At 28.8% G+C, this 15,360-nt stretch carries 14 protein-coding genes; 9 read left to right on the top strand and 5 right to left on the bottom strand.

Annotated features, from left to right (window positions below):
* Positions 1-77: 77 nt before the first annotated feature.
* The 7 genes from FIA58_RS19230 to FIA58_RS19200 all read left to right on the top strand — a co-directional run bounded on the left by FIA58_RS19230 (position 78) and on the right by FIA58_RS19200 (position 7,255).
* Positions 78-743 carry a YggS family pyridoxal phosphate-dependent enzyme gene (locus tag FIA58_RS19230; protein ID WP_140964325.1) on the top strand — a complete coding sequence of 222 codons (666 nt, stop codon included), beginning with the start codon at positions 78-80 and terminating at the stop codon, positions 741-743.
* A 65-nt stretch (positions 744-808) separates the two neighbouring features.
* Positions 809-2,170, top strand: coding sequence for an exonuclease domain-containing protein (locus FIA58_RS19225; protein WP_140964324.1), 1,362 nt, complete (start codon positions 809-811; stop codon positions 2,168-2,170).
* A 16-nt stretch (positions 2,171-2,186) separates the two neighbouring features.
* Positions 2,187-3,029, top strand: coding sequence for an ion transporter (locus tag FIA58_RS19220; RefSeq protein WP_140964323.1), 843 nt, complete (start codon positions 2,187-2,189; stop codon positions 3,027-3,029).
* Between the two features lie 152 nt (positions 3,030-3,181).
* Positions 3,182-4,102 carry a tRNA (adenosine(37)-N6)-dimethylallyltransferase MiaA gene (gene miaA, locus FIA58_RS19215; RefSeq protein WP_140964322.1) on the top strand — a complete coding sequence of 307 codons (921 nt, stop codon included), beginning with the start codon at positions 3,182-3,184 and terminating at the stop codon, positions 4,100-4,102.
* Between the two features lies 1 nt (position 4,103).
* A complete protein-coding gene (locus FIA58_RS19210; protein ID WP_140964321.1) occupies positions 4,104-4,841 on the top strand; it encodes an acyl-[acyl-carrier-protein] thioesterase in 738 nt (245 codons plus the stop codon).
* 160 nt (positions 4,842-5,001) lie between these two features.
* Positions 5,002-6,903: a sensor histidine kinase gene (locus FIA58_RS19205; RefSeq protein WP_140964320.1), complete on the top strand. Its 1,902-nt coding sequence runs from the start codon at positions 5,002-5,004 to the stop codon at positions 6,901-6,903.
* Positions 6,875-7,255 (top strand): response regulator, encoded by a 381-nt coding sequence (locus tag FIA58_RS19200; protein ID WP_140964319.1) that lies wholly within the window; start codon positions 6,875-6,877, stop codon positions 7,253-7,255. Before FIA58_RS19205 ends, FIA58_RS19200 begins: the two co-directional genes overlap by 29 nt.
* A 91-nt stretch (positions 7,256-7,346) precedes the next feature.
* On the opposite strand, the gene FIA58_RS19195 is transcribed toward FIA58_RS19200, so the two are convergent.
* The 5 genes from FIA58_RS19195 to glmM all read right to left on the bottom strand — a co-directional run bounded on the left by FIA58_RS19195 (position 7,347) and on the right by glmM (position 12,731).
* Positions 7,347-8,045 (bottom strand): response regulator transcription factor, encoded by a 699-nt coding sequence (locus tag FIA58_RS19195; protein ID WP_140964318.1) that lies wholly within the window; start codon positions 8,043-8,045, stop codon positions 7,347-7,349.
* 6 nt (positions 8,046-8,051) lie between these two features.
* Positions 8,052-9,635, bottom strand: a complete 1,584-nt coding sequence (locus tag FIA58_RS19190) for a sensor histidine kinase (RefSeq protein WP_140964317.1) — start codon at positions 9,633-9,635, stop codon at positions 8,052-8,054.
* Positions 9,636-9,706: 71 nt separating this feature from the next.
* Complete coding sequence (gene coaE, locus FIA58_RS19185; RefSeq protein WP_140964316.1) at positions 9,707-10,294, bottom strand: dephospho-CoA kinase; 588 nt, start codon at positions 10,292-10,294, stop codon at positions 9,707-9,709.
* A 7-nt stretch (positions 10,295-10,301) separates the two neighbouring features.
* The gene (locus FIA58_RS19180) at positions 10,302-11,294 is read right to left on the bottom strand and encodes a glycosyltransferase (protein WP_140964315.1); all 993 of its coding nucleotides are present in this window, start codon (positions 11,292-11,294) and stop codon (positions 10,302-10,304) included.
* Between the two features lie 48 nt (positions 11,295-11,342).
* A complete protein-coding gene (gene glmM / locus FIA58_RS19175) occupies positions 11,343-12,731 on the bottom strand; it encodes a phosphoglucosamine mutase (RefSeq protein ID WP_140964314.1) in 1,389 nt (462 codons plus the stop codon).
* A 132-nt stretch (positions 12,732-12,863) separates the two neighbouring features.
* Here glmM and FIA58_RS19170 point away from each other — a divergent pair, with 132 nt between their 5' ends.
* On the top strand, positions 12,864-13,448 hold the full coding sequence (locus FIA58_RS19170) for an acyl carrier protein phosphodiesterase (protein WP_140964313.1): 585 nt from the start codon (positions 12,864-12,866) through the stop codon (positions 13,446-13,448).
* Between the two features lie 48 nt (positions 13,449-13,496).
* Positions 13,497-15,323, top strand: coding sequence for a chloride channel protein (locus tag FIA58_RS19165; RefSeq protein WP_140964312.1), 1,827 nt, complete (start codon positions 13,497-13,499; stop codon positions 15,321-15,323).
* The last annotated feature ends 37 nt before the right edge of the window (positions 15,324-15,360 follow it).

Raw genomic sequence — 15,360 nt, 5'->3', positions numbered from 1 at the left:
AATTATATTTTAAAATTCAAATATAGATAAATTTTTTCTATTAAAATATTTTTTAAAATAAACTTTAACTATATAAAATGTCAATAGCAAATAACCTTACCCAAATAAAATCATCACTTCCTGAACAAGTTACATTAGTAGCGGTTTCCAAAACAAAACCGGTGGCCAATTTAATGGAAGCTTATGATGCTGGTCAACGTATTTTTGGAGAAAATAAAATCCAAGAAATGACAGATAAGTATGAAGCCATGCCAAAAGATATTGAATGGCACATGATTGGTCATGTTCAAACCAATAAGGTGAAATACATGGCTCCTTATGTGAATTTAGTTCATGGTGTGGATAGTTTTAAATTGCTAAAAGAGATTAACAAGCAAGCTGCTAAAAACAACAGAGTAATCAATTGCTTGCTTCAAATGCATATTGCTGAAGAAGATACTAAATTCGGTTTAGATGAATCGGAACTAAATGAAATTTTGGATCACCTAAAACTAGACAAAAACGAATTAAAAAATATTAAAATTATTGGTTTGATGGGAATGGCAACCTTTACAGAAGACCAAAATCAAATAAAAAAAGAATTTCTACGTTTAAAATCTATTTTTGATAAACTAAACACTGAACACTCTCAAATGAATACACTATCTATGGGAATGTCTGGTGATTATGAATTAGCAATTTCATGCGGAAGTACAATGGTTCGAATTGGAAGTAGTATATTTGGAAACCGAAATTATCAATAAGTCAATAAGACGATATGTCAATTTTTAAATACTGAATACTAACAACTGAACACTAAATACTTAATTTGTACTGTATACTCGACATAGAAACCACTGGTGGTCAATACAATGAGGAAGGAATTACTGAAATTGCCGTTTATAAATACGATGGTCATGAAGTAATCGACCAATTTATTAGCCTTGTAAATCCAGAAAAACCAATACAACCTTTTGTAGTGAAACTAACAGGTATCAATAATGCGATGTTACGTTCTGCACCAAAGTTTTACGAAGTTGCTAAACGCATCATTGAAATAACTGAAGGTTGCATCATAGTTGCTCATAATGCCTCTTTCGATTATAGAATTTTAAGTACTGAATTTAGACGCTTAGGATATACTTTTAAAAAGCCTACACTCTGTACCGTTGAATTGTCCAAAAAACTAATTCCTGAGCAACCTTCCTATAGTTTAGGCAAACTGGTTCGTTCACTTGGAATCCCAATTGCAGACAGACATAGAGCAAGTGGTGATGCTATGGCTACTGTAAAATTGTTTAAACTATTACTTTCAAAAGATTCTGGAAAAGAAATTGTAAAAAGTTATATCAAAACGGAAATTAAAGCAGGAATGTCTCCAAAACTTTTAGATATCGTAGAATCTGTGCCTTCTAAAACAGGAATTTATTACATTCATAATGAAAAAGGAGACTTAATTTACATTGGCAAAAGTAAAAACATTAAAAAAAGAGTCAACCAACATTTTACTGGAACGAATCAGAAAAGTAAAAAAATACAGCGAGATGTATACACAGTAACTTATGAAGAAACTGGAAGTGAACTCATTGCACTTTTGAAAGAAAGTGAAGAAATTAAAATTAATAAACCTATATACAATAGAGCGCAGCGTAAAACCTTGTTTAATTGGGCTTTGTATGCTGAGAAAAATGAAAAAGGATATCTAAGTCTTAAAGTACAAAAAGCAGATGGTAGAAAAAAAGAAATCACTTCTTTTACTTCAGCTTTAGAAGGGAAAAACACCCTTTTTAAAATTACAGAAAAATACAATCTCTGTCAGAAAATAAACGGTTTATATGATACCAAAAAAAGCTGTTTTCAATATGATATTAAACAATGTTACGGAGCTTGCATAGACAAGGAGAATCCAGAAGAATACAACAAACGTATCAATCAATTTATAGATGAAAATACCTTTGCAAATAACAACATGATTGTTATAGATAGAGGAAGAACTCATGATGAAAGAAGTGCTATTTTAATTGAAAATGGTATTTATAAAGGATACTGTTTCTATGATTTAAATTATCAAATTACTAATTTAGATATTCTAAAAAAAATAATCATTCCAATGCAAAATAACCGAGATACTAAAAACATCATTCAAGGCTATTTGCGCAAACACAAAGTGATGAAAGTGATTCCTTTTTAATTTTTAAATTTGCATCATGAGTAAAGAAAAAAACGCTTTTCAAAAATTCAGAAAGAAAACCTACATTGTTATTTATGGCACAAATACCTTTGCAGGAAAAGCCTTTGATTTGGTCTTATTAGGAGTAATTGTTTTAAGCATTCTCTTAACCATGATGGAAACGGTTAAAAGTTTTGAGGAAAATACTACATTTCATGATATTAGAATAGGTTTAGAGTGGGGAATTACCATCTTCTTTACCATTGAGTATTTACTGCGAATTATTTCCATAAACAAACCTTTAAAATATATTTTTAGTTTTTATGGAATTATTGATTTAATTGCTACTTTACCCATGTATTTAGCACAGGTTTTTGCTGGTTCAGGAGTACTTTCAATTGTTAGATCATTACGTTTATTAAGACTTTTCAAAGTCTTAAATCATCCTAAATTTACAGGGCAATCCACTCAATTAAGAGATGCTATGATTGCTAGTAAAGGAAAAATTTTAGTCTTTATTTATTTTGTTTTAATTAGTACGGTTCTTATAGGCTCAATTATGTATGTTGTGGAAGGTAGAGAAAATGGTTTTACTAGTATTCCAACAAGTATTTATTGGACCATTGTAACTCTTACAACTGTAGGTTATGGAGATATTTCACCAGTAACACCTTTAGGACAGTTTTTAGCTTCTTTAGTTATGATTCTTGGTTATGGAGTAATTGCTGTACCAACAGGAATTGTTTCCGCTGAATTAGCAAAAGCAGATCAAAAATTAGCCATCATTGAAAAAAATCCATGTGCAGATTGTGGAGCAGAAGACCATCAAGAAAATGCTAAATTTTGTCACAATTGTGGAAATAATTTATTAGATGATTAATTTGGAGCTATTTCCTGCTGTCCACTATATCTTTTTTTGCGAAGAAAAAGACCAAAAGATTAAAAATCTATTACTCGCAAAAAAAGGATGTCATTCCCATCAGGGCTAAAAAATAAAATTAACCTTTTTAAACAAGATTAAACTAGAATACTTTGGAAAACTACCTCATCACCATAATAGGACCAACCGCAATTGGAAAAACTGCTTTAAGTATCAAACTAGCGCAACATTTCAATTGTGATATTATTTCATGCGATAGTCGTCAGTTTTTTAAAGAAATGAAAATTGGTACAGCCGTTCCAAATGAAGAGGAATTAGCAGCTGTAAAACATCATTTTATCCAAAATAAATCCATTTTTGAAAAGTATTCTGTTGGTGATTTTGAAGAAGAAGCATTAAAAACATTAGATACACTCTTCAAAGAAAATCCTCTCCAGATACTGGTGGGTGGTTCTGGTTTATATGTTGATGCTGTTTTGAAAGGCTTTGATGAGTTTCCTGATATTGATTCTTCTGTAAGAGAAGAGATAAATTCTGCATATGAAGATAAAGGAATACACTATTTACAAGAACAATTACAGGCTTTAGATTTTGACTATCATCAAAAATTAACTACTGAAAATCCGCAAACGCTTCAAAATCCACAACGCATGAAACGTTTTGTAGAAGTTTGTTTAGGAACAGGAAAACCGTATTCAAGTTTTATTGGCAAACGAAAAAACAAAAGAAACTTCACACCTATTATTATTGGACTAGAAGCCGATAGAGAAATAATGTACAATAGGATCAATCAAAGAGTGGACATCATGATGAATGAAGGTCTACTTGATGAAGTAAAATCCGTATTCAAAAATAAGGATTTAAATGCCCTGCAAACGGTTGGTTATCGCGAATTATTTGATTACCTTGAAGACAAAACAACTTTAGACTTTGCTATTGAAGAAATTAAGAAAAATACCAGACGTTTTTCAAAAAGACAAATTACTTGGTTTAAAAGAACAGAAAACACAAAATGGTTTGATTACCAAGAAAACACACAAGAAATAATTAACTATATAAAATCGAAATTATAAAATGCCAGTTGCTACCAACTTCACTTCCATTTATGAACATGAATATGAAATTAATTTTTTACATTGTTATCCAAATGGCTATTTAAAATACACCGATTTGTGCAATTTATTACAAATTACTGCTGGAAATCATGCCGATTTAGGAGGAATTAGTTTTACCGATATGCAAGAACACCATCAAGCTTGGGTAATGAGTAGAATGCGATTAGAAATTGATAAATTACCAAAATGGAGAGATACGGTTACTGTTAAAACTTGGGTAAAAACCTTAGAAAATTCGCGCTCGATTCGTTGCATGGAAATGCATTTAAAAGGAGAAAAAATAGTAGGATGCGAAACGTATTGGGCCGTTATCAATACAAAAACTAGGAGACCAGATGCATTAGCATTGCCGCACAATCATTTTGAAAAATTTCAAATTGATGCGACAATAAAGCCAACAAATAAAATTGACATTGATGATAATGCATCTATAATTGGTTCACAAAAAGTTGTTTTATCAGATTTAGATGTAGTAAATCATGTAAACAACGTAAAATATATGGAATGGTGCCTTGATTTAGAAGATACTAAAAAACTACTAAATCAAGAAGTTGACACATTAGACATCAACTTCATGAGAGAATTAAATTTAAACGACCAAGCAGACATTCACAAATTAGAAAATAACGAATATTCAATTTATAGTATCACCAAAGAACACAAAAATGCTTACGCTTTACAAATTAAGTGGAAGTAATATTTACTTTAAAATTAATTCAAACAAAAGCCATTACTAAGTGATTTCTTAAAAAATTAGCAATACTATTAAACATTTTTCATACTTTTATATGTAATTCCAATATTTTAGAAACACAATTCTTTAAATTGATTTTTAGAACTAATTTATCATTATAAATTTGAATAGAAAATTACAGATAGCTATCAAAAAAAAAACTAAAAATCTACATCTGGTTTTATGGTTTGCTTTTTTATTTTCGTGCTTTAGTATAAATGCTCAAATTTTTAAAGATAAAAAAGTACTTCTACTAAATTCTTATCATCCTCAATATGCTTGGACTGATAATTTTACTAATGCAGTTTCAGATGAATTAAATAAATTTCTTGAAGAGGAAGGTTTATATATTGAATATCTTGATGGAAGACATATGATTGATAATCAATTGTATTTTGAGTCATTAGTTACTTTTTACAAACAAAAATATGCAAACATAAAATTTGATCTTATTATCTCTTCAGACGATTATGCGTTAGAGTTTTTAATGAGCCAAAAGAACGTTATTTTTCAAAATAGTCCGGTTGTTTTTGGAGGTATAAATGACTTAGCAAAATTAGACCAATTAGACAATGAACAATTTACTGGGATTTTTGAAGGTTTACCAGTTTTAGAAAACCTCGATTTAATTGCTCAAACCTATCCAAAAGCAACAACAATTTATATCTTAAGTGATCAAACTACTCAAGGTAAAGAAATGTCTTTGCAAGCTAAAAAACAAATAAAAGAATGGTCAAATAAAGAGATTAAAATTAGTATTAAAGATAATTTCTCATATGATGAGCTACTGGATGAGTCTGAAAGTATTGAACCTAATTCTGCTTATTTTTTATTAGCAATTCATCAAGATAAAAATGGAAAATACTTTTCCTATCACAAAGATTTACCAAATTGGTCAAAAAAGTCTAAAATTCCTATTTATGGAATGTGGGGAACATTATTAATTGGCTATGGAGCAACAGGTGGTTATATAAATGATCCTTATACACATGGTATAGAAGTTTCAAAAATTGCTTTAGAAGTTCTTAGAGGGAAAAGAATTAATACAATAACTCCAAAACTGCAAACAGAGTATTTGCCTCGCTTTGACTTTAATCAACTTGAAAAATACAACATCAATAAAAAGGATTTACCAAAAGAGTCTATTTTGTATTTTAAACCAAAGTCCTTTTACAGTAAACATAAAGAAGTTATCAATACAGCATTATTTTTAATAACCTCTTTAATCCTTTTAATAATTTTTCTAATTTTTATTATTAGAAAGCAAAAAAAATACAATTTACTATTAAATTCATTATCTAAAGAGCTACAAAGAATTAATGAACATATGAGTAATTTTTCATATATGACTTCACATCAACTAAGAGCATCTTCCATAAATATGTCCATGTTGTTAGATTATTACCAAGACAATTCGTTAGATGAATCCCAAAAAAAATGGACATTTGAAAAACTAAAAAGTACTTCTTATAAAATTGAAAATACAGTAAACGATATTACTAAAATTTTAAACCATCAAGAAATAAAATATATTAGTGAGTATGAAAAAATTGAATTGACTAGTTTTTTTGAATCTGTTTTACTTCAGTTTAAAACCATTTTAGAAAAAAATGACATAACAGTTAACTTAAATTTTAAAAGCAAAGAGGAAATTTTCAGTCATAGAAGTGTTTTAAAAGAAATTATTAGTATATTAATTGAAAATTCTATTAAATATAGGCCTCAAGAACGTTTACTTATTATTGATATTGATTTAGATATACGAAACCATGAAACTTTAATTATTATAAAAGATAATGGTGATGGATTGCCAGAACATTATGAAAAAAGAATATTTAAACTATACCAAAGAGGTCATAAAAATATTGATGGAAACGGTGTAGGTTTATACATGGCTAAATTATTAGCTCATTCTATTCATGCCAACATAGAACATGTAAAAAAACAGAATGAAAATGGCACAACATTTTATATTATACTAACTAAAAGATTTCTATATGACCAAAAAAATACTATTAATAGATGATGACCAAGTAACTAACTTCTTTAATAGAAAACTAATTGAACAAAGCAATGCTCCCTTAGAAGTTAAAACTGTTAGTAGTGTTACTGATGCCATTACATTTTTAAGGGAAAACAAAAATTACTGGTTTCCTGATGTTATTTTTGTTGATATTTTTATGCCTATAAAAAGTGGTTGGGATTTTTTAGAAGAGTTTCAACAAGAATTTGAAAGTCATGCTACAACAATTAAGTTATATATGCTTTCCTCTTCTAATCATCATGATGATATTAATAAGGCTAAAGATCATTATTTAGTAAAAGATTATATTTCAAAACCTCTATCTTCTAATATGCTTGGAGATATATTGAGTTAATAAATGAGTACAAAAAAATAAAAAATAAAAAAGCTTCGAATTTCTCGAAGCTTTTTGGTAGTAACTATATTAATCTATTATATAAATAATATTATTTTTTAACTACTAATCTAAATCCTTCACCATGAATATTAAGTATTTCAACGTTTTCATCACGCTTCATGTACTTTCTTAATTTAGCAATATAAACATCCATACTTCTAGAAGTAAAGTAATTATCATCTCTCCAAATTTTTGTTAAAGCCAATTCACGTGGCATTAAATCATTTTCATGCAAAGCTAACATTTTCAAAAGTTCACATTCTTTAGGAGATAATTTAACTGGCTCTTCATTTTGAAAAGACAAAAAGCGTAGTTTTGAATTTAAATGAAATTTACCAATTTCAAATTCAAATTTAGTATTATCTGGTTTAACCTCAGAAGCTTTTCTCTGAATAATTGCTTTTATTTTCATTAATAAAACTTCAGAATCAAACGGCTTATTCAAATAATCATCTGCACCTACTTTATACCCTTTTAAAACATCTTCTTTCAACGTTTTTGCAGTCAAGAAAATAATAGGCACTTCTTGATTTTTCTCACGAATTTCTCTAGCTAAAGTATATCCATCTTTGTATGGCATCATAACATCTAAAATACATAAATCATAAATGTCTTTTTTAAATTTTTCAAAACCTTCCATACCATTTTTGGCCAAGGTTACATCAAAATCATTAATGATCAAATAATCTTTCAGTATTGCACCGAAATTTGGGTCATCTTCAACTAATAAAATTTTTCTTGCTTCCATATTTCTTTAATTTATTAAGGGCATTTTTAATATAAAAACACTACCCTTTCCTTTTTCACTCTCTACGAATATTTGTCCGTTATGGTCATCGACAATTTGCTTTACATAAGCCAAACCTAGACCATGACCTTTAACATTATGTAAATCTCCTGTATGCTCTCTATAAAATTTTTCAAATACTCTTTTTTGAGCTATTTTACTCATTCCAGCTCCTTGATCTTTTACTTTTATAATTATATAATCTTTAATATTCTCTACATAAATATCTATTACAGGAGCTCCTGAAGAATACTTAACAGCATTATCGAGTATATTAACTAAAACATTAGTAAAATGAACTTCATTTAATAAAATGGTAACTCTTTTAGCCTCTATATGCTTAGTTATTTTACCAGCTCTATCTTCTATTATTAAACTTATGTGCTCAATTGCATCATCAATAATATCTAAAACGTCTGTTGGTTCTTTTGATATATCTAATTCTTTCTTCTCTAATTTTGAAATACGCAATACATTTTCAACTTGTGCATGCATTCTCTTATTTTCATCTTTTATCATTTGAAGATAACGCTGTACCTTCTCTTTGTCGTCAATAATTTTTGGATTCTTAATTGCATCTAAAGCTAAATTAATTGTAGCAATAGGCGTCTTAAATTCATGAGTCATATTATTAATAAAATCGGTTTTTATCTCTGAAATTTGTTTCTGAGTAATCAACTGATTTAATGCACTTGAAAATGTTAATACTATAATTAAAGTAAATAAAATAGACAACATTGTAATTCCTAATATTGATGAAAAAAAGAATTTACTCTTTTGTGGAAATGTTACCAATAATTGATACTGACTCATTCCTTCATTATCCTGAAAAACAGGAATACCATAAGTTGCTTTTTTATCATATTTAAACCCTTCCGAACGAATTTTAGTAGCTAAACCGTTACTATAAATTGCATATTCATATGGTGTTTTTATTTGATATTTGTCTAACTCGTTCTTTAAATATTTATCTAATTCTTCTCTACTAATTCTATCTTGTATAGGCCTTTGAGAAACAATATCTCTAAATAACAGTTGATAATTAGCTTTATCTATTGAAGACAAACTACCCTTCTTCTCAATAGTTACATCTGGTTTTCTATTTAGCTCTACAGAACTATTATCTAATGCTGTACCTGCATAAATTTCTGTTTTTCTATTGGATAAAATATTACCCACTTTAATTGTATCTGCGTTTTTATCAAAGAACGAACCATTAATTCCATAATCTTGAGAAACTAATGAACTTGTATAAATAATGGTCTCATTCGTTTTCTTATTACGCTCCATGAAGAAAAACTCTTTTAAAGTTTTTGTTTCTGGTTCTTTACCAATACTATCCCTAATTTTATAGTATTTTTTGTAAAAAGAATAAAGTTCTTTATCATTAATATTCTCTGCAACATGACCAATAACTTGTTGAACATGAAGCTTAAACTCTTCCTCACTTTTCTTTAATGAAGTATTTATCCAGTATAATTGTACTAAAATTATCCCAATAAGAGATACACTCATTAAGAAAACCAATAATCGAAACCTCTTCTTATTCATCAATACAAAATTAGTATTTTAACATTTAGCCCATTAAAACATTAACCAAAGATTAACATTCGTGGCATTTTTTACGATATTTTTAAAAAATTAAGAATTTCATCAATTGCTATTAATGTGTCCTCTATTTTAACATTTGTTACAACAAAATCACTTTTCTTTGACTTTTCAGCATCAGAAAGTTGATTTTTCATTCTTTTTATTACTTCTTCCCTATTCACATTATCTCTCTGCATAACCCTATTAATCTTAATATCGTCAGGTGTTGTAACGAGAATAACTTTATCACAATCTAAATTTCCTCCAGTTTCAAATAAAATTGCTACTTCTTTTACTATAAATGGAGCATCTTTATGTTTTTTAAGCCATTCTTCAAAATGTTTTTTAACTTTTGGATGTACTACTTCATTAAGTTTCTTTAACAAACTAGGAGCCTGAAAAACTATAGAAGCTATTTTTTTTCTATCTAATTGACCATCTTCTAAGATTATATTTTCTTCGAAAAGGTTTTGAATTTCTTGAATGACACTTTTCTTAGTCATTATCTTTTTTGCTTCATCATCAGCTATATAAACTGGTATACCTTTAGAAGCAATATGTTTTGCAACAGTGCTTTTTCCACTACCAATTCCTCCTGTTAATCCAATAATTTTAGTCATATTCCTTTTAAAAAAATAGTTCAGGATGTGCTTTCTCTGGCTGTCTTTTTAATACAAACAAATTAATAAAAGACTTTAAAAACCCAATACCATATCCATAAAATTGAATACTAGTAGCTACTATAGAATAAAACGCTATTTCAACACTTTTATTTTGTAATAATGAACTTACAAAAATCATTCCAAAGTAGATTAAAAAAAAGAAAAACAGATAAGGAATTGAAAAAACAACTAAAAAACAACTAAAAATAAAACCTAATAGAAATAAAGATGGAAACCAAAACGTCATCTTAGCATATTTTGGGTACCATAAATTTAAAATAGGTCTTGCTTTACCAAATTTATTTACTTGAGTGTAAAATTTTTTCCAATCGATTCTTCTTTTATGATAAACATAACCTTCTTTTATAAGTTTTGTTGAAAAGCCTAATTCCCATAATCTAATTGACAAATCTGGATCTTCTCCTGGATGAATATTACCAAACCCTTTAGAAACTTCAAAAGCCTCCTTAGACAATCCCATATTAAAACTTCTAGGCTGAAACTTATCCACTTTTTCACTTCCTCCTCTTATTCCACCTGTAGTCAAAAAAGAAGTCATTGAAAAATTAATTGCTTTTTGAATAGTAGAAAAAGTATCCAAAGCTTTATCTGGTCCACCAAAACAGTCTACAAAATTGTTCTTTAAAGAATAGGAAATTACTTTTAAATATTCTTCAGGAAGTATACAATCAGAATCTAAAATTATAAAGTAATCTCCCTTTGCCTTTTGCATACCAAAATTACGAGAATTACCTGGTCCTGAATTAGGCTTAAAATAATAAGCTATATCTAATAATCCTATATATTTATCAATAATAGCATGACAAGGTATTGTAGAACCATCTTCAACAACTACTACTTCAAAGGAATCGTCAAAGTCAAAAAGAGTTAGACTTTGCAATAATTCGTCTATTTCATCTGGACGATTATAAACTGGTATTATAAAAGAAAAAAGCATCTCCGTTTTTTAACAAAGATACTCTTTATAAAATGTATTTAAAAAAATTTATATCCCTGCAATGTCTTTCAATTCATTGACAAATCGTTCTGCTAAAACATCAGCTCCTTTTTGAGTTGATGCTTCTGTATAAATACGAATAATTGGTTCTGTGTTTGATTTTCTTAAATGTACCCATTCAGTTGGAAAATCTATTTTAACTCCATCAATTGTTGATATATCCTCTTTTTCGTACTTTTCAGTCATTGCTTTCAATATTAAATCAACATCAATTTGAGGAGTCAGTTCAATTTTATTTTTACTCATGAAATATTGGGGATAACTCGCTCTTAATTGAGCAACAGTCATATCTAAATTAGCTAAATGTGTTAAAAACAAAGCTACTCCAACTAAACTATCTCTACCATAATGACTTTCAGGATAAATAATACCTCCATTACCCTCACCACCAATAACTGCATTCGTTTCTTTCATTAAAGTAACTACATTCACTTCACCCACAGCACTCGCTTGGTATGTTCCTCCATGCTTCACTGTAATATCTCTTAATGCTCTAGAAGAGGACATATTAGAAACCGTATTCCCTTTGGTTCTTCCTAAGACATAATCAGCTACCGCAACTAGTGTATATTCTTCTCCAAACATTTCACCATCATTCGATATAAAAGCCAATCGGTCCACATCGGGATCTACTACAATACCTAAATCAGCTTTCTCTTCAACCACCAATTTACAGATATCTCCTAAATGTTCTTTCAAAGGCTCTGGATTATGTGGAAAATGACCATTAGGTTCACAATATAATTTAACAACTTCAACTCCCATTTGTTCCAATAAATCAGGAATTACAATTCCACCAGAAGAGTTAACTCCATCTACTACAACTTTAAAATTTCTTGCTTTTACAGCATCAGCATTTACTAGAGATAAACCTAAAACCTCATCTATGTGAATATCCATATAAGAAGAATTATCAGTTACCTCTCCTAAACTATCCACATCAGAAAAATTAAAAGCTTCTGTTTCTGCAATTTCTAAAATTTTGGCTCCATCATTACCACTTAAAAATTCGCCTTTACTATTCAATAATTTTAACGCATTCCATTGTTTTGGATTATGAGAAGCAGTTAGTATAATTCCTCCATCAGCTTTTTCTAAGGGTACAGCAATCTCAACTGTTGGCGTAGTAGACAATCCTAAATCAATAATATCAATTCCTAAACCAATCAAAGTATTTTGAACTAAATTATGAATCATTGGTCCAGAAATTCGTGCATCTCTTCCTATTACAACTTTTAATTTTTCTTTTTCACTATTATTTTTTAGAAATGTTCCATAAGCCGAAGCAAATTTTACAGCATCAACTGGAGTAAGATTATCTCCCACTTTTCCTCCAATTGTACCACGAATTCCGGATATTGATTTTATTAAGGTCATATTATGTTATTATTTAGAAAAACAAAGATAGGAAGTTGTGAGTTAAAAAAAAACTTAACAAATTTTACTATATTTACGATACCTATTACAAATGGTATTTAACAACATACTACAAACTCTAATACTTACACAATGAATTTCCTTGCTCATATTTATCTTTCCGGTGACAATGACTATATAAAAATAGGGAATTTTATGGCCGATGGCATTAAAGGTGATAGTTATAATAATTTCCCAAAAGAGATAAAAAAAGGCATCCTACTTCACCGAGCAATTGATTCATTTACTGACATGCATCCTGTTTTCAGAAAAAGTAAGCATCGTCTTCATGAAAAATATGGTCATTATTCTGGTGTAATAATGGATATTTTTTATGACCATTTTTTAGCAAAAAACTGGAATACTTATTCTTCTGTACCACTAAACCAATATGTATCAAATTTTTATCATTTACTGGATACTAACTTTGATAAATTGACTTTAAAAATTCAAAAAATGTATCCCAATATGGTAAAACAAAATTGGTTACTAAGTTATGAAAGTATTGAAGGAATAGGAACCATTTTATATCAAATGGATTATCGCACTAAATTCAAATCAAAAATGCAATATGCAATTGAAGAATTACAATTGTTTTATGATGATTTTGAAAAAGAATTTATCTTATTTTTTGAAGATATTCAACAAATGGCATCAGAAAAAATAATGAATGATTAGCGTATTTTTTAATTAAACCCTAACTTCGCAGAAATTTTAAATTTTGTAATGTCTACGAAGAAGAAGAAATCAATTATTCAATTAGTAAGCAAAGGCTTTAAACGATTAGAACGATTAGTTTTTATTCTGAAATCTTTACTTACACCTAGGCAATTTATTTATTTTTCTTGTGTTTTAGTGAGTACATCCTCTGCTTTAGCAGTAATTTTATTAAAAGCATTTGCGCACTTAGTCTATAAATTTGCTCAAAATCTTAATAACTCGCTTCATTTACCTTACAGTAACAGTATATTACCAATAATTGGTATTCTTGTAACGGTTGTAATTGTTAAAAAACTATTAGACGGCTCAATACAAAAAGGAACCTCACACATCATGTATGCAGTTGCTAAAAAAGGAGGAATAATGCCTGTAAAACAAATGTACTCCCAAATACTAACTAGCTCTTTTACTGTAGGTTTAGGTGGAAGTGCAGGATTAGAATCACCTATTACAGTTACTGGTGCCGCTTTTGGAAGTAATTACGCTCAAAATTACAGATTAACCTATAAAGACAGATCCCTATTGTTAGCCTGTGGAGTCGCTTCAGGAATTGCTGCTGCATTTAATGCTCCTATAGCTGGAGTTCTTTTTGCTATAGAGGTAGTTTTAGCAGAAATAAGTATTACAGCATTTATTCCTATTATGATTAGTGCGGCAACTGGTGCACTAGTATCAACTATAATTTTAAACGAAGATATTTTATTAGTTTTTAAGCAAGGAGAAGCTTTTGATTATCATAATATACCTCAATATATTATCTTAGGACTTCTATCTGGTTTCATGTCTATTTATTATTCAAGAATTTTCAGAAAAGTAGAACATCATTTTGCTAATCTAAAAATGGGTAATTACAAAAGAGCTTTATATGGAGCTTCAATTCTAGCAATCTTGATTTTTTTGTTCCCATCTTTATTTGGTGAAGGATATGAAAGTATTAAAACTTTAGCTAACGCAAATCCTGAAAACATTTTAGAAAACACACTATTGAGTAATTATAAATCTAACAGTTGGATACTTCTCTTTTTTGTTGGAATTACTATGATGATTAAAGTTTACGCAACTGGTCTAACACTAGGTTCAGGCGGAAATGGTGGGAATTTTGCACCTTCTTTATTTGTAGGATCTTATTTGGGTTTTTTTATTGCAAAACTTTCTAATCTATTAGGAGTAACAAAACATCTATCGGTAAGTAATTTTACTTTAGTAGGAATGGCTGGTGTTTTAAGCGGTCTATTTCATGCGCCTTTAACTGCTATTTTCTTAATTGCAGAGATAACAAGTGGATATAATCTTATGGTTCCTCTAATGATTGTATCATCAGTTAGTTTCGCTATTTCAAAAAGATTCGAACCTTATTCTTTCGATATAAAACATTTAGCAGATAAAGGAGAAGTTTTTACAAATGATAAAGATAAAAACATTCTAACCTCATTACATATTACAAATTTCATTCTGACCAATTATAAGTCAATTCAAGAATCAAATTCTTTAGAAAATTTTGTTGAAACAATTAAATATTCCGATGACTTTGTATTTCCTGTTTTTAATGAAAAAAAGGATTTTTTAGGCTTGATTTATTTAGATGATACCAAAATTCGATCTATTATTTTTTCAGCTTTCAAAGTTAAATATACTTCCACACATGAAATCATGCAGGCTCCAAAGGAAATTATTTTACACAATGAAACAATAGAAAATGTTTTGGATAAATTTGAAAAAACTGACACTTCAGTATTACCTGTATTTAAAAATGGTTCTTTCATCGGATTCATCCATAAAACAATGATTCTTGAAAAATACAGAAGTCAATTAAAAGAAATGGTTATTGAATAATTTTTTTGTTTCATTTTTAAATTCTAAATTTATTTTC

The organism is Flavobacterium jejuense (assembly GCF_006491595.2).
Classification (GTDB): Bacteria; Bacteroidota; Bacteroidia; order Flavobacteriales; family Flavobacteriaceae; genus Flavobacterium; species Flavobacterium jejuense.
This window is presented reverse-complemented; position numbering and strand designations above follow the sequence as displayed.